Origin of the sequence: Salinivibrio sp. VYel1 (assembly GCF_009377945.1) — a bacterium.
Classification (GTDB): domain Bacteria; phylum Pseudomonadota; class Gammaproteobacteria; order Enterobacterales; family Vibrionaceae; genus Salinivibrio; species Salinivibrio siamensis.
This window is the reverse complement of sequence record NZ_RSAM01000006.1, coordinates 55,731-78,945: the sequence shown is the minus strand read 5'-3', so window position 1 is coordinate 78,945 and position 23,215 is coordinate 55,731. Positions and strand designations below refer to the sequence as shown.

Annotated in this window: 16 protein-coding genes and 1 tRNA gene; 10 read left to right on the top strand and 7 right to left on the bottom strand. The window is 51.1% G+C overall.

Translation table 11 applies throughout. From position 1 onward, the window contains the following. Nucleotides 1-339 precede the first annotated feature (339 nt). The gene (nhaC, locus tag EHW58_RS07350) at nucleotides 340-1,779 is read left to right on the top strand and encodes a Na+/H+ antiporter NhaC (RefSeq protein WP_046075301.1); all 1,440 of its coding nucleotides are present in this window, start codon (nucleotides 340-342) and stop codon (nucleotides 1,777-1,779) included. A 127-nt stretch (nucleotides 1,780-1,906) separates the two neighbouring features. Here the strand turns inward: nhaC and yejK are convergent, their stop codons facing one another. Further along, nucleotides 1,907-2,926: a nucleoid-associated protein YejK gene (gene yejK, locus EHW58_RS07345; protein WP_152795696.1), complete on the bottom strand. Its 1,020-nt coding sequence runs from the start codon at nucleotides 2,924-2,926 to the stop codon at nucleotides 1,907-1,909. Between the two features lie 77 nt (nucleotides 2,927-3,003). Between yejK and EHW58_RS07340 the strand changes: the two genes are divergently transcribed. The 3 genes from EHW58_RS07340 (at nucleotide 3,004) to EHW58_RS07330 (ending at nucleotide 5,354) form a co-directional block, all read left to right on the top strand. Continuing rightward, complete coding sequence (locus EHW58_RS07340) at nucleotides 3,004-3,222, top strand: YejL family protein (RefSeq protein ID WP_046075299.1); 219 nt, start codon at nucleotides 3,004-3,006, stop codon at nucleotides 3,220-3,222. 42 nt (nucleotides 3,223-3,264) lie between these two features. Beyond that, on the top strand, nucleotides 3,265-5,142 hold the full coding sequence (locus EHW58_RS07335) for a DUF3413 domain-containing protein (protein ID WP_152795694.1): 1,878 nt from the start codon (nucleotides 3,265-3,267) through the stop codon (nucleotides 5,140-5,142). Nucleotides 5,143-5,277: 135 nt separating this feature from the next. Then, a tRNA-Pro gene (locus EHW58_RS07330) sits at nucleotides 5,278-5,354 on the top strand. Nucleotides 5,355-5,414: 60 nt separating this feature from the next. Here EHW58_RS07330 and EHW58_RS07325 read toward each other — a convergent pair. Continuing rightward, nucleotides 5,415-7,481 (bottom strand): alpha-amylase, encoded by a 2,067-nt coding sequence (locus tag EHW58_RS07325; protein WP_152795692.1) that lies wholly within the window; start codon nucleotides 7,479-7,481, stop codon nucleotides 5,415-5,417. A gap of 157 nt (nucleotides 7,482-7,638) precedes the next feature. Continuing rightward, a complete protein-coding gene (locus EHW58_RS07320; RefSeq protein WP_152795690.1) occupies nucleotides 7,639-10,584 on the bottom strand; it encodes an EAL domain-containing protein in 2,946 nt (981 codons plus the stop codon). Between the two features lie 222 nt (nucleotides 10,585-10,806). Between EHW58_RS07320 and EHW58_RS07315 the strand changes: the two genes are divergently transcribed. Next, complete coding sequence (locus EHW58_RS07315; protein WP_152795688.1) at nucleotides 10,807-11,565, top strand: sulfite exporter TauE/SafE family protein; 759 nt, start codon at nucleotides 10,807-10,809, stop codon at nucleotides 11,563-11,565. A gap of 80 nt (nucleotides 11,566-11,645) precedes the next feature. On the opposite strand, the gene EHW58_RS07310 is transcribed toward EHW58_RS07315, so the two are convergent. From EHW58_RS07310 to EHW58_RS07300, 3 genes are all read right to left on the bottom strand, one after another. Continuing rightward, nucleotides 11,646-13,649: a DNA topoisomerase III gene (locus EHW58_RS07310; RefSeq protein ID WP_152795686.1), complete on the bottom strand. Its 2,004-nt coding sequence runs from the start codon at nucleotides 13,647-13,649 to the stop codon at nucleotides 11,646-11,648. A gap of 114 nt (nucleotides 13,650-13,763) precedes the next feature. Continuing rightward, entirely contained in the window at nucleotides 13,764-14,312 is a 549-nt protein-coding gene (locus EHW58_RS07305; RefSeq protein ID WP_046075294.1) for an NAD(P)H nitroreductase, read from the bottom strand. Between the two features lie 95 nt (nucleotides 14,313-14,407). After that, nucleotides 14,408-16,420 carry an NADPH-dependent 2,4-dienoyl-CoA reductase gene (locus tag EHW58_RS07300; RefSeq protein ID WP_152795684.1) on the bottom strand — a complete coding sequence of 671 codons (2,013 nt, stop codon included), beginning with the start codon at nucleotides 16,418-16,420 and terminating at the stop codon, nucleotides 14,408-14,410. Nucleotides 16,421-16,635: 215 nt separating this feature from the next. Between EHW58_RS07300 and sppA the strand changes: the two genes are divergently transcribed. The 3 genes from sppA to EHW58_RS07285 all read left to right on the top strand — a co-directional run bounded on the left by sppA (nucleotide 16,636) and on the right by EHW58_RS07285 (nucleotide 20,455). After that, nucleotides 16,636-18,525 carry a signal peptide peptidase SppA gene (sppA, locus tag EHW58_RS07295; protein WP_077578063.1) on the top strand — a complete coding sequence of 630 codons (1,890 nt, stop codon included), beginning with the start codon at nucleotides 16,636-16,638 and terminating at the stop codon, nucleotides 18,523-18,525. Between the two features lie 131 nt (nucleotides 18,526-18,656). After that, the gene (ansA, locus tag EHW58_RS07290; protein ID WP_152795813.1) at nucleotides 18,657-19,670 is read left to right on the top strand and encodes an asparaginase; all 1,014 of its coding nucleotides are present in this window, start codon (nucleotides 18,657-18,659) and stop codon (nucleotides 19,668-19,670) included. A gap of 122 nt (nucleotides 19,671-19,792) precedes the next feature. Continuing rightward, complete coding sequence (locus EHW58_RS07285) at nucleotides 19,793-20,455, top strand: glutathione S-transferase family protein (protein WP_152795682.1); 663 nt, start codon at nucleotides 19,793-19,795, stop codon at nucleotides 20,453-20,455. A gap of 61 nt (nucleotides 20,456-20,516) precedes the next feature. On the opposite strand, the gene EHW58_RS07280 is transcribed toward EHW58_RS07285, so the two are convergent. Continuing rightward, nucleotides 20,517-20,813: a YeaC family protein gene (locus EHW58_RS07280; RefSeq protein ID WP_046075290.1), complete on the bottom strand. Its 297-nt coding sequence runs from the start codon at nucleotides 20,811-20,813 to the stop codon at nucleotides 20,517-20,519. Nucleotides 20,814-20,966: 153 nt separating this feature from the next. Here EHW58_RS07280 and EHW58_RS07275 point away from each other — a divergent pair, with 153 nt between their 5' ends. Both EHW58_RS07275 and gap read left to right on the top strand, forming a co-directional pair. Then, on the top strand, nucleotides 20,967-21,833 hold the full coding sequence (locus tag EHW58_RS07275) for a DUF2989 domain-containing protein (RefSeq protein ID WP_152795680.1): 867 nt from the start codon (nucleotides 20,967-20,969) through the stop codon (nucleotides 21,831-21,833). 360 nt (nucleotides 21,834-22,193) lie between these two features. Further along, entirely contained in the window at nucleotides 22,194-23,189 is a 996-nt protein-coding gene (gene gap, locus EHW58_RS07270; protein ID WP_046075288.1) for a type I glyceraldehyde-3-phosphate dehydrogenase, read from the top strand. Nucleotides 23,190-23,215 lie beyond the last annotated feature (26 nt).

Sequence of the window (23,215 nt, the reverse complement as noted above, 5' to 3'; positions counted from 1 at the left end):
TCATACACATAAAAATCATCAATATAAAACAGATAATTAACCTTAAAGACACGATGAAACAACATATAGCAATGGCCATTAACCTCGCTCGCGTTCGACTCACATAAGCGACAAAAATGTTTCCCATCTCATTGTTCTGTTAGCTAGAGTATGACGCCTCACAAATGGAACAAAGGATACTGACACACGGACAGTGATGTGAGTTTGGTTGTTGCTAGTTGCATCGCTAAATCGCGCAGGGAGTAGTCGCGCAATCACAGACGATCCACCTTCCGATAATGATATTGATACGTTCGCCCTATCGGTTGTCACCGAGTGCGACGTGAAGAAGGTTCAGTTATGACAACACATCAAATTCGATTACCATCCATCGTTCAGGTCATTCTGGCGCTTGGTGCATTTTTGGCGCTCGCGTTTTCGTTTACCGCAAAACTCGATTTACCCATCCAACTGGCATTATTTATTGGCTGGTTTGTGATCATGGGCTTGGGGCTCAAATTAGGCCACCAATACAAAGACCTTGAATCGGCAGCAACCAAAGGTATTTCCAACGGTCTTGGGGCGGTGTTAATCCTCCTGTCCGTGGGCGCTCTCGTGGGTACCTGGATTGCAGGCGGCATTGTCCCCACCATCATTTATTATGGTCTGAAAGCTATCCACCCTTCTATCTTCCTTTTAGCGACCATGTTGATTTGCTCATTAACCGCTTTGGCGACAGGAACCTCTTGGGGCGCAGCCGGTACTGCGGGGATTGCAATGATGGGCATTGGTCAAGGCCTAGGCATTCCAGCGCCAATGACTGCGGGTGCGGTGCTGTCAGGGTGTTATTTCGGTGACAAAATGTCTCCGCTGTCTGATTCGGTGATCCTGGCATCATCGATGTCAGGGGTGGAAATTGTCGAGCATATTAAAGGCATGCTTCCGATTGCGCTTATCAGCTACATCATTACCGGCATTCTGTTTACCCTTGTTGGCTGGCACTATGCCGGCAATGTGGATATGAGCCAGGTAGAAATGGTGAAACAAGCGATGCAAGATCAGTTTGTCATCACCCCGATGTCATTTATTCCTGTCCTCATTGTCCTTGCCCTGCTCGCCATGCGCCTTCCATCCTTCCCGGTGATCAGCTTTGGCTCGTTACTGGGCGTGGTGTGGGCAGTCATGCTGCAAGACATGGCCCCTGTTGCGGCGATTAATACCGCCTGGGCCCCCTTCTCTGTCGCGTCAGGAGTGGATTTCATTGATGCCATTCTCAATCGCGGCGGTATGTCATCCATGCTTGGTTCTGTGGCCGTGATTGTGTTTGGTCTCGGTTTCGGTGGCTTGTTGGAAAAAGTGGGCGTACTCCATACCATCGCTAATCTCTTTGAGCGCCGCGTCAATAGTGCTGGAAGCTTGGCCACCTCCACCATTGGTACGGCCTTTATGGGGAACATTTTTGGCTCAGCGATGTATGTATCACTGATCTTAACCCCCAAAATCTGTGCGAAAAACTACGACCGCTTGGGTTATCAGCGCAAGAACTTATCCCGTAACGCCGAGTTCGGTGGTACCTTGACATCCGGGATGGTGCCTTGGAGTGACAACGGCATTTATATGGCAAGCATCTTAGGGGTCGCCACCTTGTCGTATGCGCCGTTTATGTGGCTAAGCTTTGTTTGTATCGCTGTAACTATCGTAACTAGCTACATGGGTTGGTTTGTCGACAAAGTCGAGCCAGCACAGAACGCGCACACTGACGACGCAGCGACCCTAGACGCCGCGCCCGAGCGCGCATGAAAACGCAGATCACATATTGTGGTCAATGCGTCGCTAAGTGAAGTAAAGAAAAAGCGGGACACCATCAGGTGTCCCGCTTTTTATCATATAGACCACACTGACCCAGCCATGGTCAATGCTCTAGACGCTAGTCATCATCTCGGCTCGATAAACGACGCTGAAGCTGGTCACGCAAGTTCGGCGGCGTGCCTTTAATGGTCAGCGTATCTGTCTCTGGATCATAAAACACACGCTCTCCTAACAGCATGGCGTTAAAGTTGACCGACAAACCACCGCCGGCCCCGACAAACTTGGTGAGCTTTCGCATCGTGGTTCTATCAGCCGGGAACTGCGCTTCAAGTTCATACCCTTGCTGGTTAGCGTACTGATAAAAGTCAGTGCCGTCAGGCGTCGCTGGCAGTTCACCGGCCAGCTCTTTCACCACCACTTCATCACCGGCTTTGAGCTGATCATTACAATAATCAAACACTTGCTTACGGGTATTATGCTTTTCTTCCTTGTCGAGGCGGGCATCGTCGCAGTAGTCTTCTACCGCTTGCATCAGCACCTGATTTTGCTGCTTACTATCCATTCCCACTTCCGCTTGCAGAAAGTCGAGGAAGAAATCAGCGACTTTGCGCCCCACGCGGCCTTTGATAAAGGAAAGATAGCGATTTGATTCGGCATCTGTCTCCCACGTCGATAAGTCAATGCGCGCAGCGATATCCATCTTGCTCACATCGAGATACTCGGTGGCATTCACCTCCAGTTCATCAGTGACACGTAAACTGTGCTTCGACTCGAGCACGCCGATAAACAGATAGTCCGTCGCGAGCGCTCGGTAGTGCGCCATCACCAGGGTACCGTTGTCGGCAAAAGGGTATTTTGCTAATTCAGCGCGCAAGCGCTCCACCGCTCTTTCGGACAACGCTTGAAAGTCGAGCGTGTCGGCGCGATAGGCCTTTAACCACTGCTGGAAGTCACTCTCGGTGTCAAACAAAGCAAACCCTTTGCCTGCTTTTGCATGATAAACCCGATGAATATCTCCCATCAGGTTTTCCGTCTGCTCGGTGAGCGGCAACGGGCCGTCTCGAAGGTGAACGTTAAGCGAATCATCATCTTGCTTAACGATTTGATGCAATATTACGTTAGAAAGCGTGAGGGTCATGATTGAAAAGATTTTCAGTAAGACTAAAGTGTGAGTTATTATACGCTGCTTTGGTTTTAAGAAGAAAAGACGAATTTATGCCTGTAACTTCAAAATATGACGACGAGCAAGTGGAACGTATTATCAGTGATGTTGTCAACGTGTTAGAACAACACGATGCCTCTACGGATTTATCGCTGATGGTGATCGGGAATGTCGCCACTAACATCCTTAATCACAATATTCCTGCCGCCCAACGCCAGGCATTTGCCGACAAGTTTGCCCAGGCATTAATGGCATCCATCGATAAGCAATAATGCAAAAAGCAGCAGTCGCTAATAAGAGAAGAATAAATTTGTATGGTTGATAGCGGAACATCGTATCGTGACAAAGTATCCCAGCTAATCAGTTGGGGGCATTGGTTTAGCTTTTTTAACATCATTGCCGCTATGTTGCTGGGCACGCGCTACATCAGCCAATCAGGATGGCCTGAAACGCTATTAGGGCAAAGCTACTTGGTGTTCAACTGGGTTGGGCACTTTGGCTTTCTGGTGTTTGCGCTTTATATTCTGATTATTTTCCCGGCCAGTTTTCTTATCCCCTCCCAGCGGTTAATGCGGCTGTTTGCCGTACTGGTTGCCACCATTGGGATGATGGTGCTGCTGCTTGATATTTACGCTTACCAAACCCTGCACCTTCACCTTAACCCATTGGTGTGGGAGCTGCTGTTAAGTGGCGAAAAAACCGATATGAATGCGCATTGGCAGTACTTGTTTATTGCCGTGCCTGCTATTTTTATCTTAGAGCTGATTATTGCTGAATGGGTGTGGCGCAAACTGCGTAAACTGACGCGTAAACGTATCGGTATCCCCGTGGCTGCCGTCTTTGCGCTTTGCTTTATCTCTAGCCACCTTATCCATATTTGGGCGGATGCCTTCATATACAGCCCGGTCACCGCACAGCGCTCTACCTTCCCGGTCTCCTATCCGATGACCGCGAAAACCTTTATGGAAAAGTACGGCTTACTCGACAGGCAAGAGTATCAACGTTTGCGCGAACAACGTGGGCAGGAAACCAGCGAAGTAATCCGCTACCCTCTCAAACCACTTGCGTTCGCCCCGGATGCCAACAAGTATCAGAAAAACTTACTGATGGTGATGGTAGAGGGGCTGCGTGCGGACATGGTAAACCCGGTAACCATGCCTCACCTCCACCAGTTTGCCAATCAAAACCTGTGGTTTAAAAATCACTTTAGCAGCAGCAATGATGACATGGCGGGGTTGTTTGGCTTTTTCTACGGCTTGCCTGGCAGTTATGCGCAAAGTGCCCGTACCGAGGGACTGCGCCCCGTACTGATAGAAACACTCAAACAGCGAGACTATCAATGGGGATTGTTTAGTGGCGATCATTTTGCCAACCCCATTTATTATCAAAGCATTTTCAGCCAAGCGCTTGAACGCGACAGCCAATCGGATCAACCCGCTTGGCAGGCGGACGCCAACGCGGTTGCCTCGATGCGCAACTGGCTGGCGCACCGCGAAACCGACAAGCCATGGTTTGGTTACCTGGAATTGGCAACGGTGAATGAATACGAGCAAGGTGGGGACTACCCACAGCCTTTTCAGCCGGCGCTTGACAGTGCCATGGCAGGGGTCGATACCCAGACAAGCTTGGTACTAAAAAACAGTTATAATAACGCCGCACATTACGTTGACGAGCAGCTTGGCCGCTTGCTTGAGCACCTAGACCAGGCAGGGCAGCTGGACAACACCGTGGTGATGATCACCGCCAATCACGGAATGGAGTTTAACGAAACCGGACTCAACAGCTGGGGCTCAAACTCAAACTACAGCCGATATCAGTTACAAGTCCCTATGATTATGCATTGGCCCAACCAAGATGCGGAGCAAATTGCGCATTACAGCAGCCACCTAGACGTGGCCCCTACATTGATGGAGTCAATGCTATCGGTCAGCTCTCCGGCGGAGACGTATAGCAGTGGAACCAACTTGTTCGAGCTTAAAAACCGTCCACGCAAGTGGGTACTTGCTGGCGATAGCCGAGATATCGTGGTGGTACAACCGCAAAAAACCACTGTGGTGGATAAGTTTGGCAACTATAAAGTGTTTGATAAGCACTACACCCCGCTGCCAGAGGGGAAACCGCAGTTGTCACTGCTGATGCAGGTGATGCATGAACTGAAACGCTTTTATTATCCCGAAGAGCCGTCGTCGTGATTAGCAAGGCGCAGAGGAAAACGTCACTTCGCCATGCTATGTTGACGCTTTAATAGCCAAACGGTTGAAAAACCGAAAAACAATCCCCCTTGGCAATTGACACCCACTAGGCCGATTCGTAATATAGCGCTTAGTCGGTCTGTAGCGCAGCCTGGTAGCGCACTGTCATGGGGTGTCAGGGGTCGCTGGTTCAAATCCAGTCAGACCGACCAATATTTAAGCCCACCGTTCATCGAACGGTGGGCTTTTTCGTGTGTGCGAATTAAAGGCGGTTACTTCGCTTGTCGCCCGATAAATGCCGCAACCACGGTATCTTCGCCTAGTTGACGAGAGAACACATAGGCACCCGCTTGGGGGATGGCTTGATGCTTGCCTGCACCAATCGCCGGATGATCTTGCCTAAACTGGCCCACTTTACGCCAATGGTTCAGCAAGTCAGCTTGCATAGCGTTGCGCTGCCATATCATGTCTGAACGAGTGCCTTGATGGAAATCGTCCCCGTAAGGGCCCAAGTCACGCCCGACTTCATCACCATAGAACACTTGTACCGCACCGGGCGCTAGCAACAATGCGTTGGCGGCACCACGCTGCATGCTGGCGTCTTTAAAGCGACTGAAAAATAGCTCAGTATCATGGGAAGACATATAGCTTACCGGTATGAAATCCGCCTCTTTTGCCATGGTGTCTGCATACGCTTGATAAGTGTCTTGCATTTCACTCAAACAGTACGCTCCCTTATCCATCTGCTTTTGCAAATCGAAATTAATCAACGCATCAAAGCCTTGGTCAAAGTAAGGGCTGCGATAAGCACGGTGGCCCCATACTTCTCCCATCATCCAGAACGGCTCTCCCGTTTTGTCATGCTGACGCCGCCAAGTCTCTAGCGCCGCCGAAGCTTGCGATTTCAATGCTCGCCAAACCTCGCCATCGACATGCTTGACCGTATCCACCCGAAAACCATCAATACCGAAACGCTCTACCCATTGGGTTTGCCATTCAAGTAAGTAATCACTCACGGTATAGTTATCGCGCGCTTCAACGCGGGTACCTGGGTTGTTTAGCAACCATTGCGGTGGCGTCACTGGCTGATCGGATTCCGTTTTAAAATCCGGTAGCCCGGCCAATGTCAGGGTTTTATCACTGCTACCGGGCTGATCATAACCCGGTAACCCCGCACGCACCCAGTCTTTGCCCCACCATTGGTGCCAGTGGGTGCTCTTGTAGTCAATGGCCTCATGAAAGTCATGCCAACTTTGCCCCTTATCGGGCTGCCAATCTTGCCATTTCTCTGGCAACTCAGCGTCATTGACGACGTTAATCCCATCTTGCTGTAAGTCCGCGAGCGTGGCATAACCTGGATGGTTGACCACAGCGTCTAGGAACACTTTTAGGCCGCGCTGATGCGCTTCATCCACGAGGGTTTTGAGCACGGCATCATCACCAAAGTTGTTGTCCACTTGAGTAAAATCACGTGACCAATAACCGTGGTAGGCATAAAAAGGAAAACTGCCTTGGCTACCACCGCCGACAAAGCCATGCACTTGCTCGACAATCGGGGATAGCCAGATCACATCTGTGCCGAGCGACTGGATATAATCCAGTTTATCAATCACGCCTTGCAAATCCCCACCATGAAAAGTGCCGATGTTCTGTGCATCATCTTGATGACGCCCATAACTGTGATCGTTGCTCGGATCGCCATTGTTAAACCTGTCTACCATCACAAAATAGATATTGGCATTCCGATAACTAAACGCAGAAGAAGGCGCGTCAACGGGGGCCAGCAGCACCAAGCCACCGCTGTTCGCTGCCGGCGTCAGCGTGACACTGTGATCCTTTACACGCACCACTTGGCCACTGAGTGCTTCTTTTAGCTGAGTGCCTTCAGCAAAGCTATCGCCAAGCTGCAAAGTGACAGGCCCGCCTTGATACTGCTGGCATTGCACATCCGGCAAAGGCCGTTTAAAGGTGGAGGCCGTCTTTTTCGGCTCTCGTTTTACCCGTAATGTGCGCGTATCCGATTGATAATAAAACCCATAGTCACCGGCAAAACGAATGGTGAGATCAAAGGTGCTGGCCGTGCCGCACACCAGCGGTATCGGCGTATTAAACTTGGCGCTCGAGGGTGTATTCGCTTGGCACTCGCCATCCACACCGTCCACCGTGATTTGGTAAGTGGTTTTTCCCAATGCAAAGACCGCCGGTGCGTCTGCGTTGAGTGGCTTATCGGCTTGTGTGGTTGAGGTGGTCACTGTGATATGGGGAGAGGCTGCGGCTGTCATTGACAGCGAAGCGGCTATCGCGATAGCGAGCCGCTGCCAAGTAAAAACAGGGGTCATGATCGTGCTCCTTGCGATTTTCTTTTAGGGTAAAAAAACCGCAAGCGATTGACATCATTCCTGCTTCTGCGCCCTAAAACTGTGAGCCATGACCATCAAAGGATGAGCTAAGCCAGTTATCCCTTGCGCGCGTAATCGGCAACCGCATAGTGAGATATTAATCATTATCCACCCCCAAAAGCTCGCCAATATCGGCAGCAGGGGCTGGACGACGATATAAATAACCTTGCCCAAAGGTGCAGCCTAGCTCATGCAATATGGCTTGTTGATGTAGCGTTTCTATTCCTTCTGCCACCACGCCGATCCCGAGACTATCCGCCATCGCTATCATCGCTGACACAATCGCGACTTCTTCTTCGTCGGGAGACTGGCTTTGAATATCTTTGATAAAGTGACGGTCAATTTTTAGTTTCGAGATCGGATAACGTTTTAGATACGCCATGGACGAGTAGCCCGTACCAAAATCATCGATCGCTATCCCGACACCTTTCTCACGCAATTTTTCGAGAACACGCAGCGCATTGGCTTGGTTTTCGATCAAGGTGTTTTCCGTTATTTCCAGCTCTAAAAAGCGTGGATCGGCGCCGGTGCGTGCGATGGCTTCGGCCACCACCTGTGTGAAAGTGACATCCGCGAGGTTACGCGGTGAAATATTCACGGCCATGGAGATCGGCGCCCCCGCATCATGCCAAGCCTTTAGTTGGCGACAGCCGGTTTCCACCACCCATCGCGTGATATCATGAATGATTGAACGCTCTTCGGCGACCTCGATAAAATCAATGGGAGACAGCAGGCCGCGCTCAGGATGATGCCAGCGCAATAATGCCTCGACACCCACAATCAGCCCCGTCATCAGATCCACTTGCGGCTGGTAAAAGAGCTCCAGTTCTTCATTTTGCACACATTGGCGTAACTCCACCGCCAAACGTAGCTTGTGGTTGGCATCAATGGTCAACGCATCATCATAGAACGCATAGGTGTTGCGGCCCGATTTTTTGGCGTGATACATGGCCGAATCGGCGAATGTGAGGAGCTCTTCGGTACTCGACGTATCGTCTGGGTATTGCGCAATACCAATGCTTACCCCGATTTGCGCATCAATGCCACCATCGAGGACAAACAAACGGTTCATGGCATGGATCACGTTTTCAGACAAGCGAATACACGCGGTGTCATCAGTGTGAATCAAACGAAGAATGACAAACTCATCGCCCCCCAAACGTGCCAAGGTGTCACCTTCATCAAGCAAACCATGCAGGCGCTCACTGACCAACTTCAATAGTGCGTCGCCCACCGCATGGCCATGGCTGTCATTAACGAATTTAAACTGGTCGAGATCCAGAAACATCAAGGCTATCTGATTGCGCTGAACGGACTGCATGTTCATCGCTTGACGAACACGGGATGTTAGCAACAGACGATTCGGTAACCCGGTCAGCGCGTCATAATGGGCCAAATCAATCAACTTTTTCTCCGAGTCCTTAAGCTTAGTGATGTCAGAGAAGACACCAATATAGTTAACGGCCTCTCCGCTCTCGTCTTTCACTACGCTAATAGAAAGCAATTGGGGATATACCACGCCATCTTTACGTCGGTTCCATATTTCGCCTTTCCAACGCCCTTCGTCGGCGATTTGTTGCCACATCTCACTGAAAAACGCGTGATCATGACGCCCTGAGTTCAAAATGGCTGGCGTGGCACCCAGCACTTCTTCCTCTTTATACCCAGTAATCGCGCTAAATCCGCCATTTACCGTGACAATCCTTCCCGCCGCATCGGTAATCAGCACCCCTTCACTGGACTGCTCAAATATTTTTGCATTCAGCATGAGCTTTCTCTCTACTTCAAGACGTTCTGACACATCATGAATGACAGAAAAAAGCAGCTTGGCATGGCCAATGGTGATCGGTGAAGAATGAACTTCCACTTGCCGCACCTCACCACTTTTCAGCCGATGTGAGAAGATAAAACAATTTTTCGCGCGCTGTTGTGCCTGCGAGAGGCTTTCTCTGAGGACACTATCGGTTTGAGTATTGATATCACTGATCTGCATCGACGTCAGAGCAGCATGGTCATAGCCATAGAACTGCTGCGCACTGTCATTGGCATCAAGAATATCGCCCGTTTTCGCATCGAGGAGCATCATCGCCGCATCGTGACGTTTAAAAATGCTTCTAAAGCGGTAGCTATCATCCACCACACGCCCGATCGATTGGGCAAAACTGCGCCCCGCATTGTAACGGCCATACAGGCCACCCAGCCAAAAAAGCAAAATAATCGTACCCACAACCCAGACCGTGGGGTGAGGATGCAACCCTTTCCACCCCGATTGCGGTACCCCCAGTAAACGCCAATCCCCCGAGGGCAAATTGACCGTGACCGTCTCAGGCGACTGGCTGAGTACTGACGTGTCACCATAAACCGTCGTGAATACTGATTCTGATTCGCGTTTTTCTTGTAATACCGCGCGGACAGGATAGTTTTCACCTTGCTTAAAACTGGCGGAGAACAAACCATCAATATCTAACACCGTGGATAACACCCCCCAAGGCAGACCGGTGTTTTGGTTAACGATTGACTGCCTGGCAATCAACGCCGTCCCGCCTTGTATAAGCTCAACAGGGCCGGAGATGACCGGCTGTCTCGAGCCATAGGCGGCACGAACACTCTCTAGTTGCTCGGGAATATCATGATAATGGGTACCCAATACGGAAGTTTCTAACGTGTTGGGGTAAACGTGGCTGATCACCCAGTTTCGCGCGGCACCAAAATTAAGAATATAGGGGGTTTTGTCTTGAAGCTGGCCCGCAAACTGAGAAAAATCCTCTTGGTCCAAATCCGGATTAAGGCTGATGTAGGTGGCAAGCCCGTGGCTTAAATCCAAATTCTGCGTCACTTTCAGCTCAATACGAGAGCGATAGGCCAATAGCGCACGCTGCACTTCTTTCACCTCTTGGTCATGCGCTTGCTGGTAAAGCCAAAACTCCACCGAGACCACAGAGAAAGCAAAGACCATGATGGAGATAAGCACATTATAAACAAACCCCACTCGCGCGGAGCGGCGCGCGACTTTATCAAGCGCGGATGGAACAGCTTGCTGCATGACGTGATATAACCTTATTTCGCACGACTAATAGGGCGAAAATAACCAAACTTCAGGTGTAGCACGTGATTATAAAGGGCGTGAATAGTTTCGCCAGTATTACTATTAGGTTTCACAACATTGCGCATAAACAGTATGCTTGATGGGGCTTTTCTATCAAGCGGTTACCCCTTTCACTCAAGGTAACCACACCAACGCAGCGATGCAAAACAAGGAGTGTGCATGGCAATGACCATCGAGTATGGTCTGCTACTGGTCAGCTTAGGACTGGTCGCAGGGATTATTAATACGTTGGCGGGCGGCGGCTCGAACTTAACCTTACCCGCGTTGATGGTGATGGGCATGCCGGCTGATGTTGCTAACGCCACCAATCGTGTAGCGGTTTGGTTACAGTGTGTATCTGGCATGTCAGGCTTTCGCCAACACAATAAGCTAGAGACACAAGACATTATCCCCGTTTTGATCCCCAATTTACTCGGTGGCCTTTGCGGTGCATTAGCCGCCGCTTGGCTCCCGACCAGCTGGGTGAAACCCTTGTTGCTTGGTACCTTACTGACCATGACGCTGGTGATGCTGATTAAACCCGCGACCTTTGGCCCCCCAGAGGGAACACCGACAAAACGCGTGAAAGATACGCCCATGGCTTGGTTGGGTCTCTTACTGGCTGGCTTCTATGGCGGCTTCGTGCAAGCCGGGGTAGGATTTGTACTACTGGCAGCGCTGTGCGGCACACTGCACTACGACTTAGTGCGTGGCAATGCGCTCAAGCTGGCCTGTACGCTCGCTTTTACGACGTTATCCTTAGTGGTGTTTATTGCCGATGACCTGGTGCGTTGGGTTCCCGGATTAATATTGGCATTGGGCGCCATGCTAGGGGCACGGGTTGCGGTACGCTTTGCCATTTCCGCCAACCCCAAGGTGCTAAAAACCTTCTTATTTGTGATGACCTTGATCGGCTGCATCGCCGCCTATGCGTTCTAACGCCCGGCCTGTGTGTCAGGTGGCCGCATGACCAGGCGCGACACTTGCTCACCGGCTACGCAATATGCCGCTGCATGAGGCTATCTCGTGGCTTTGCGTGTGCGTTTTGTGGCACGCGTTGATGTCGCCGTTGACTTTTGATTAGCAGCCGGCTTTGCTTTCGTTGTTCGCTTTCGGTAGCCGGACGTACGCCGCCCTTTACGCGTGAAAGATTTAGAGGGGGCGGCAGGCAAGTCGCTTAACGAGGCCGGCGGTGGCGATGTTTTCACGGTTTCAATTAAGCCTGTCACTTGTGCCGTTAATCCTTGCATAAAAGGATGATATCCACACTGACGATCCGCCATATCTTGCAGTTGCCGCTCCCAATCCGCCGTCATATCCGGATACGTGGCACTGTCTGGCAGTGCGGCGATAAGCCCTTTACCACTGGCGCTGGCGTGTAACGTTTTTCCTTGCCGCGTTAATAACCCACGTTTCACCAATAACTCAATGATACCCGCACGGGTTGCTTCGGTGCCTAAGCCGTCAGTCTCACGCAATATCTCTTTCAGGGCTTTGTTTTGTACATAGCGACCAATGCCTGTCATCGCTTGCAGCAGGGTCGATTCCGTAAACGCCGCAGGCGGCTCTGTCATGCAATCTTTAATCTCACCGCGTTCACAGCGTTCTTGATCGCCTTTATTCATCAGCGGCAAGGGGGCGGCGTCACTGTCAGCCGTTTGTCGAGTCGGCAACAAAGCACGCCAGCCTGCTAACGTCAGCACCTTCCCTTTGGCGATAAAACAGCCGCCTGCGATATCAAATATGAGCTTGCCTTCCGCGTATTCGGCAGCAGGGTAAAACTGCATCACGTATTGGCATGCGATGAGCTGATAAATCTTTGCTTCATCGGCTGACAAGCTTGTCGGCGCGACTTTCGCCGTGGGGATGATCGCATGGTGAGCGCCTACTTTACTGTCGTTCCATGCCTTACCTTTACGCTGAGGATCAGCCTCATCACACGCCTGGCTAAGCGCCTCACAGCCTTGCTTAATGGCACCGAGTATCTTATTTGCCTCGGCGAAGTGGCCTTTGGGCAAATAACGACAGTCTGAGCGCGGGTAAGTGATCAGTTTGTGGCGTTCGTAAAGCTGTTGGCACACATCCAGTGCTTTTTGCGCACTAAAACCAAACCGCTTTGAAGCGTCAATTTGTAATGCCGACAAATTGTACGGCAACGGCGCGGTCTGTTTGCGTTGTTGACGCTCCGCTTCAGTGACGGTCGCGGTTTGTCCTGCGATGCGTTGTGCGACATTTTCTGCCAAGGGACGAGACAGGACGCGTCCCTGTTCATCTTGCCACTTTGCACATGCCTCACTGGGCTGCCAACGTGCCCGTATCTCTCCCTCTGGATGAGCAATGATCGCATCCAGTTGAAAAAATGGGTGTGGCACAAAGCTGTCTATCGCCTGATCACGGCGCACCACCAGCCCTAACACTGGCGTTTGCACACGTCCGACTGATAACACGCCTTGGTAGCCGGCCTGTTTCCCTAACAAGGTATACGCACGAGACAAATTCATCCCATACAACCAGTCGGCCCGTGAGCGCGCTAAGGCAGATACGGACAGTGGCATGTAGGCTTTGTTGTCTTGCAGTTGCGCGAGGGCTTTCTTCACCGCAGAAAGGTTTAAGTCACTGATTAAAAGGCGCTTAATGTTAGCTTTTTTGTTAGCACTGACCTTGGCGTAATCAATCACTTCATCAACCAACAGCTGCCCTTCTCGATCGGGATCGCCCGCGTGCACCAGTTGGTCAAACTGCTTGATCAGCTTTTTAACAATAGCCAGTTGCGCCGCGGCGGCTTGACGAGGACGGAGCTGCCATTTTTCAGGCACAATAGGCAGATCAGCCAGATCCCACTTTTTATAGCGGCTGTCATACGCATCCGGCTCAACCTGCTCCAGTAAATGGCCAATACACCAGGTCACCACGTCGCCTTGAGCGGTCTCGATGTAACCTTTGTGATTTTTGTGCGGTTTGGGTAATCCAGCCGCAATTGCGCGTCCGAGACTGGGTTTTTCCGCTATAAACAATCGTGCCATGACAAAGCCTTTTTAACCGTCGCTGAGCGCATGGTATGCAAAGGCCGATCAGGGCGCAATAAAAAACCTGTACATATGCACAGGTTTTTCGAGGTGAGCGCGATGGGTATTCACTCAGAGATAAGTGACATACTTGCTGGCATCGCGCTTTGGGGCATTGGCTGGGGCGCAATCTGGCGTTCCTAAGTATAAAAAGCCCACAATCTGATCGTCACCTTCTACCGACAGCGCGTCGCGCACAGCAGGGTGATAAGCAAAGGCGCCAGTGCGCCAAAACCCTTGAAAGCCCTGCGCGACAGCGGCCATTTGCATCGCTTGCGTGGCACATCCCGCCGAGATATGTTGCTCAATGGTAGGAACTTTATCGTGCGGACGCGTACGGGCAATCACTGCGACCACCATAGGCGCTCGAAACGGGGCATTACGCGCTTTCTCAATCGCCGCCTCATCCGCGCCATTGGTTTGTGCGGCGTCGGCAAGAATGGTGGAAAGCCGGGTGAGCCCCTCACCTTCACAGATCACAAATTGCCATGGCGTCAACGCGCCGTGGTCAGGGGCGCGCAGTCCTGCTTGAATGATGTTTTCAAGCACGTCACCGCTCGGTGCAGGCGCGGCAAGACGCGGTATCGAGCGACGCTGTAAGAGCATTTCAAGTGCGTCCATGATTCATCCTTTTTGCCGTTAAACGGCCATGTATAACTCGGTTACAATAGATTAACACAGCTGTGAACAGATAAAATCGTGCAATGTGTATGGATTTAGAGTGCCAACGCCGTTTCAATCCCTTGGCGAATCGCGCGTTTCGCGTCCAATTCGCCCGCATGCTCTGCGCCGCCAATCAAATGGTAAGACACCTTCGCCTCATCCAACTGCTCAGAGAGCTGGTTAACGGACTCTTGCCCTGCACACAAGATGATCTCAGTGGCAGGAATCAAGTGCGCCTCGTCTTTGATACTGACGTGCAGCCCCTCATCATCAATTTTGTGATAGGTCACCCCTCCTACAAGATTCACACCCCGTTTTTGCAAGGTTTTACGATGGATCCAGCCAGTGGTTTTGCCCGGCCCTTTGCCAACACGTCCCTCGCGACGCTGTAGCACCCACACCTGCTTATCGCTATGGGTATCATGGCCAGGATACAAGCCGCCTTCGTGGCTTATGGTTTTATCAATGCCCCACTCTTTAAGCCAATCATCCAAGCTTTGATCGCTGGGCTCGGTGATCATGGTGGCAACATCGACCCCAATGCCTCCCGCACCAATGATGGCAACATGGCTGCCAAGGGCTGGCTTCTCGCGAATAAACGCTTGGTAATCAATCACTTTTGGATGGTCGATACCTTCAATCGCGGGGCGGCGCGGTTTGACGCCTGTTGCGATAACAATGTCGTCGAATTCGCGCAAGGCGTCCACATCCACAGACTGATTGAGTGTCACCGTCACCCCCGCTTTTTCTAGCCTTCGAAGGTAATAGCGAATGGTTTCTTTAAACTCTTCTTTTCCTGGAATGGCCATCGCCAAATTAAATTGCCCGCCTAGACGATCCGACTTTTCGAATAAGGTCACGTCATGACCCCGCTCAGCCGCTTCGGTGGCACAGCTAATCCCCGCCATGCCTCCCCCAATCACCGCTACTCGTTTCACTTGCCGAACAGGCGTCGCCACTAGTTCCGTTTCGTAACAGGCTTTCGGGTTCACCAGGCAGCTTGCCCGTTTTCCTTTGAACACGTGATCTAAGCAGGCTTGGTTACAAGCAATACAGGTATTGATGTCATCCGGCTGTCCCGCCTTAGCTTTGGCAACAAACTCCGCATCGGCCAAAAAGGGTCGTGCCATCGATACCATATCCGCCTGCCCGCTCGCCAAAATCGATTCGGCGACCTCCGGTGTATTAATGCGGTTACAAGTGACTAGGGGCACCGACACTTCACCTTTAAGTTTTTCGGTCACCCAGCTAAACGCACCACGTGGTACCTGGGTGGCAATGGTGGGCACGCGCGCTTCATGCCAACCGATCCCCGTATTGATAATGGTCACGCCCGCTTGTTCAAGGCCTTTGGCTAAGGCAACCACATCCTCGAAGGTATTGCCTTGCTCGACCAAGTCCAGCATCGATAGGCGGAATATCACGATAAAGTCGTCGCCAGCAGCCTGACGGACCGCACGCATCACTTCAACGGCAAAGCGCATTCGATTTTCAACCGCCCCGCCCCACTGGTCATACCGACGATTAGCGCGGTGACAGAAAAATTGGTTAATGAGGTATCCTTCCGATCCCATGATCTCGACGCCATCATAGCCCGCTTCTCGGGCGAGCGCGGCACTGCGACCAAAGGCTTTAATCGTGCGCCAAATCGCCCGCTCACTCATTTCAAACGGGGTGAATTTACTGATAGGTGCGCGAATGGCTGACGCACTTTGCGCGAAAGGATGAAAGGCATAACGCCCCGCATGCAGAAGCTGAAGCGCAATTTTCCCGCCATTGGCATGGACCGCTTCAGTGATGGCACGATGTGCACGTGCCGCGCGTCCGGAGCTAAATTGCGCGCTAAATGGGGTCAAGCGACCGCGAAAATTGGGCGAGAAGCCACCTGTGACAATCAACCCTACATCGCCTTTCGCACGCTCGGCGTAGAAGGCCGCTAGCTTTTTAAAACCATCGTTTGCTTCTTCAAGCCCAGTATGCATAGAGCCCATTAGGACCCGATTTTTTAGGGTGGTAAACCCAAGGTCGAGTGGGGCTAGCATGTGGGGATAAGGGTGCTGTTTCATTGCTTGCTCACTTATTGTTTGTGGTCTGACCAGACTATAGCGCTGACAGATACGTGATTTCAAACATTCGTTTACAAGTTAGCAACATGGTGTCGCGATTTATGATCTAGGTAGGACTTTCACCCAGTATTAGCGTATATCGACAATCGCTAGCACCTATCGCTCTGGGCTCTGATCAGCTAGGATATCAGCGACATGCACCGATGGACTCAAGTATGAAAAAACTGTTCCGCTTTATTGCATCCCTTTTTAAATGGCTGTGGCGTGCGCTCAGTTTCGCGCGGCAGCTTTTGTTAAACGTCCTTTTCATAGGCGTGATTGTTGCCATCTACTTTGCGCTCACCTCAGAAACACCCCTAACGCCCAAAAAAGAGGCAGAGTCCGTGAAGGTGGCACAGTCTGATCCCGAGCCACGCGCGCTTTTACTGAATATTGATGGCCCGATTGTTGAACAGCGTCAACGGCTTAGCCCAATTGATACGCTGTCGCGCAACGCGCTCGGCCAGCCGGTTGAAAGTGAAAATGTGTTGTTTGACATTGTCGACACCATACGCCATGCCGCCACCGACGAGCAGATCAATGGGATTGTACTCAGCCTAGGCGACATGCCGTCCACCAGCTTGACCAAGCTGAGGTATATCGCCAAAGCCATCAATACGTTTAAAGAGAGTGGCAAACCCGTGATTGCCATCGGCGGCACCTATAGCCAAAGCCAGTACTATTTGGCGAGCTATGCCGATGAAGTGTTGATGTCACCTGATGGCATGGTGATGCTGCAAGGCTATGGCAGCTACAACCTTTACTGGAAAGACTTACTCGATAAATTGGATGTCTCTACCCATGTGTTCCGTGTGGGGACGTATAAATCGTTTGTTGAGCCTTACACGCGCAACAACATGTCTGATCCCGCCCGCGAGGCGAATCAAGCCTGGCTATCTCAGCTGTGGGATGCTTATGTGCGCGATGTCGCGGAGAACCGCGGTATCCAAGCCGATATGCTGTCTCCCAGCGCTGAGCAACTCCTCACGCGATTACGCCGTTTCGAAGGTGACTTCGCCGCGTTATCTAAAGACGTGGGAATCGTCGATAAATTAATGACGCGCCAGCAAATCCGTCGCTATCTCGCCGAGACGTTCGGGAGCGATGGCAAAGACAGCTTTGAATACACAGGTTATTACGATTACCTGCCGAAGATACAAAATGGGTTTAGCTTGCCAGGTAACAATAACATTGCCGTCGTCGTCGCCAGCGGCCCCATCATGGACGGGCAACAACGCCCGGGTACGGTGGGGGGGGATACCACCGCAGCCTTGCTTCGCGATGCGCGTCTAGACAACAGTGTTAAAGCCGTGGTGCTACGTGTTGATAGCCCTGGAGGTAGCGCTTTCGCCTCTGAAGTCATTCGTAATGAGGTGGATGCATTGCGTGAGGCAGGCAAACCCGTGGTGGTTTCCATGTCAAGCGTCGCCGCTTCCGGTGGATATTGGTTATCGGCCAGTGCCGACCAAATCATTGCCCAACCGACGACGATCACTGGTTCAATTGGTATTTTTAGCCTATTCACCACCTTTGAGAACACGCTAGATGATTTGGGTATCCAGTCGGATGGTGTGGGCACCACCCCGTTTGCCGGAGTGGGGCTGACTCGCGCGCTCCCTGATGAGGTAGGAGAAATCATGCAACTCGGCATCGAGCACGGCTATCACCGCTTCCTCTCCGTTGTCAGTAACCACCGTAACATGTCGATGGAACAAGCCGATCAGGTCGCGCAAGGCCGCGTCTGGACGGGACAAGACGCATTGAATCTCGGCTTAGTGGATAAGTTGGGTGACTTTGACGATGCGGTATCAACCGCTGCCGAACTCGCTGGCATTGAGAGCTACCAGCTCGATTGGATGCAACAGCCACTCACACCCTTCGAGCAGTTTATTAATGACATGCTCGGACAAAGTGCGAGTGTGCTTGGCAAGACGGTCCAGGCGAACATGCCATCGATAGCGCAACAACTGGCGTCGTCACCACAGTGGCAGTCATTGACCTTGTTGGAAAAATTTAACGACCCGCAAGGGCGTTACTTATTCTGCTTGAACTGTCAGTACCAATAAAATCGACTAGCCCTGACCATACAGTCAGGGCTTTTTCCTGTTTTTCTTCTATTCTGTGTGCCGCTCGGTGTTATCGATGTAATCGTTACATGTATACTGTGCCCACGCTCATTTAATGCAGATTTGACATGATGGAACGTAAACACATTTATATCGCTTACACAGGCGGCACGATCGGTATGCAAAAATCCGATCATGGGTATGTCCCTGTGTCAGGTTTTCTTCAACAACAATTGGAGAAAATGCCCGAATTCCATCGTCCAGAAATGCCGCTTTTTACTATTCATGAGTACGAACCACTCATTGATTCATCGGATATGACGCCAACGGATTGGCAACGGATTGCGGACGATATTGGCGAGAATTATCATCAGTACGATGGCTTTGTGATCTTACATGGTACCGACACCATGGCTTACACCGCGTCAGCCCTGTCGTTCATGCTTGAAAACCTAGAAAAGCCAGTGATCGTGACCGGCTCGCAAATTCCGATCGCAGAGTTACGCTCAGACGGGCAAGCCAATCTATTAAATGCACTTCATATTGCGGCCAATTATCCGGTCAATGAAGTGACCTTGTTTTTCAATAACCAGTTATTACGTGGCAATCGCAGTACCAAGTCCCATGCCGATGGCTTTAATGCCTTTACCTCGCCCAACCTACCCGCGCTGCTTGAAGCCGGCATTCATATCGAGGTAAAAGCAGATAAGCTTAACCAGCCATCCGTCGGCCCGTTTAAAGTGCATACCATCAATGATCAACCGGTTGCGGTGATCATGATGTACCCCGGCATCTCTCCCGATGTGGTGAAAAACGCACTCAAGCAGCCGGTCAATGCCATGATTTTGTTAACCTTTGGGGTGGGCAATGCGCCCCAGCAGCCCGAACTTCTGGACTTGCTCAAACAAGCCACCGATCGTGGCGTCTTGGTGCTTAACTTGACCCAGTGTTTGGCGGGACGCGTGAATATGGGCGGTTATGCCACAGGCTGTGCATTGGCTGACGCTGGCGTATTGAGCGGCTACGACATGACGCCAGAAGCGGCGTTGGCTAAGCTTCATTTCCTGCTTAGTCAGTCCTTGCCGTTTGAGACCCTACGTACCTTTGTACAAAAAGATCTCCGCGGTGAACTCAGCTATTACTGATGCGTTGCTATCCAAGCAAATCACTCAGTGTGTGACGCCGGCAAGGTTGCCGGCGTTTTTATTTGCTAACGTATAGACAGAGCCAATCATTTTATATTGGTTGCCACTCAAAGGAGCGCAAAATGAGGGTATTACATGGTGACTCATTGTCGCCGCATACAAGGAAGATCGCACTCGCATTGAGATTGAAACATCTCACCTATCAACTCGCGCCTACCTCGCCCTTTGAGGCGCATGAACGTGTCATTCATCACCCACCGATGCAAACGGTGGTCGCGCTCGCCGAAGCATCACATACCATTTACCAAGACACAGTGATTACGGCCTACCTAGATGATGCCTATCCTGATCCGCTGCTTTATCCCGGTAACCCCACCCATCGCGCCGAGATTCGCTGGATTGAATGGTTTTGTCGCTATCAGCTTGATCCCTTAATCACAGATACCTTGTTTTATCAGCGGGTAGTACGCGGGCATATTTTAGACAAAACGGTGGATCACCAAGCGGTGAACCAAGCCCTGCAAACATTACCCGCATGCTGCCAATATTTAGGTGAGCAGGTAAAGGCAATGCCCACCCAGACAGTGACGATGGCGAGTATCAGTGTGTGGAGTCTGTTTCGTTGCGCAAAAATGGCAGGATTGGTGCTGGACGACCGATTCGCCGCACTGAGTGATTACCTCTTAGCCCTCGACCAACACCCTTTGTTCGATGCCTATGCGCAGGAAGAAAATCATCAATTAACGCCGTTTTTCGCCAGCCCGATTAGCCTAGCGACAATCTAGGTATCAGCATGCTAATGGCCGATTCAATGATAGATGCGGCCATCGCCGTGATCGCTGATCGCTAGTGCTTTGTGTGACTGTCCTGAGTCGTAACCTCAATTCGAGCTTCGTCTGGACGAGCGAATTCACGCTTCAGTTCCGCTTTCGATTTCCACGTCACATTGCCCCCTTTCGCGACGGTCATGTGTTGGGGCTGGCTGTTGTGACGTGATTGATACAACATAACGGCTTGCAAGGCCTGGTCACGTTGCGCTTGGTTTAAGCTGGTACCGTCTGGCCATTTGCCCGTCTCCACGGCATAGCACAACCGATCATATACTTCAGGCGTCATTGCCTTTAACACTTGTTCAATATCCATGATTACCTCTTGGCGATCCTCATTAGACTATTATGCCTGAACTTGGTGGGTGGACGGCATGCTTGGTTCAGTGCGCTTTATCACGCTTTAGACCATCAACTACACTCAAAGATCACGTATACTCATCGCAACTGACTCAGGATACGATAAACCATGGATTTACGATTACTCACGCGTTGTTTTTACCCATTGGGTCTGATTGCGAGTTTACTGCTACTCGCCGGCTGTGAAGGTGAACCGACCACGAATCAAGTCTGCGAAACCCACCCAGAGCTATGTGCAGGACTGAACACCGGTGATGGGCAATGCCGATTTGAGCGCTCTGATTTGATTTTCGATCGCTTATCTGTCTATCAAAACCCCACCGATATGAACAAGCTGGCCGAGCTTAAACAAACCAAAGTCTACCTGCGCTGCATGGAACTGGTGGCAGAAATTGAGCCCACCACCTTAAAACAGCGCAAAACTAAGCGTACCGAGGCGGTATATCATGCTTACGACGCCATTGAGCGACTAGAGAACGAACTGAAAGAATCTTACCAACCGCCCGTGATTTACTATCGCTGGTCTCAAGGCGATAACAGTGCGTTACCACAGTTTTTAAAGCTAGAGGGAACACGCCACCTCGAAACGCCACAATTGCAGCTCGGACTTGCCACCTATTATGTGTCACGCAACAAAGCGAAAACGGTAGAGATCCTACTCCATGCATTGTCGCTTTATGACGGTGAGAATGACACGGTTCGCAAAGAGGTGATCCCAGAAGCAATTAAGTCACTGGCGACCACTAATCATGCGCTAAAACGCTTTGAACATGCTTACTTGTGGGCAAAAGTGGGGGAAAGTTACAATCTTCCGATTGCGCGCGGTGATCGCCTCGCTCGGCTCTATCCATTGACAGAGCAGCAGCAAAAATCGCTACAACGTCTGGCGTTCGAGATCGCCGCCGCCATCGAAGACGGTGAGTTCGAAGCAACCTTGCTACAAGCAATCGACAAAGAGACTCAAGCATCCTCGTAGACAGCTAGCCTCACCACTTCCGTGCAGCCCTTGTACCCGCATGCTGCACGGATGAGGCCGCCTTTGTTCCCGACTATCGCTTGTCATACCAGTTTAACTTTCACGATCGCGGTTCTACTTCTACGCTAACAATTACCAGCAGTCGCTCCGTGTCTGCAGCCGATGCGTTAATCGCTCGCGGTTAAAGCGCATACAGACATGGCCGCAAGGGCGTCAAATGTTTAGGCGATGTAAAAAAAATCCGTACTTTTTTTTGACTTTAAACAATTTTGGCTGCGATTACCCTTGCATGGCGGGGTCCTATTCTGTAATTTTACTACCAGTTTCATCTCACTAGAAATTAAGTTGTGGAGCAACATAATGACTATCAAAGTAGGTATTAACGGTTTTGGCCGTATCGGCCGTTTCGTATTCCGTGCATCTGTCGAGCGTAACGACATCGACGTAGTAGCAATCAACGATCTTATCGACGTTGAGTACATGGCTTACATGCTGAAGTACGATTCAACCCACGGTCGCTTCAACGGCACAGTTGAAGTAGAAGGTGGTAACCTTATCGTTAACGGTAAAACCGTACGCGTCACTGCAGAGCGCAACCCAGCAGACCTTAAGTGGGATGAAGTGGGTGTTGACGTTGTTGCTGAAGCAACCGGTATCTTCCTAACTGACGAAACCGCGCGTCAACACATCCAAGCGGGTGCGAAGAAAGTGGTTCTAACCGGCCCATCTAAAGATGCGACGCCAATGTTCGTTATGGGTGTTAACCACAACGACTACGCGGGTCAAGACATCGTTTCTAACGCTTCTTGCACCACCAACTGCCTAGCACCTGTCGCGAAAGTACTGAACGACAAGTTCGGTATCGTATCTGGCCTGATGACCACCGTTCACGCCACTACTGCGACGCAAAAAACCGTTGATGGTCCGTCTGCGAAAGACTGGCGCGGCGGCCGTGGTGCTTCTCAGAACATCATCCCATCTTCAACCGGTGCTGCAAAAGCGGTTGGTAAAGTATTGCCAGTACTAGACGGCAAACTGACTGGTATGGCGTTCCGCGTACCAACTGCCAACGTGTCTGTTGTTGACCTGACTGTAAACCTTGACAAAGCAGCGTCTTACGACCAAATCTGTGCGGCGATGAAAGAAGCGTCTGAAGGTGAGCTGAAAGGTGTTCTAGGTTACACCGAAGATGCCGTAGTTTCTCAAGACTTCATCGGCGAAGTACAAACATCAGTATTTGATGCCAAAGCAGGTATCGCACTGACCGACAACTTCGTGAAAGTGGTTTCTTGGTACGACAACGAAATCGGCTACTCAAACAAAGTATTGGATCTGGTTGCACACATCGCTAAGTAATGCGCATGTAACCCTATCCAACGTAA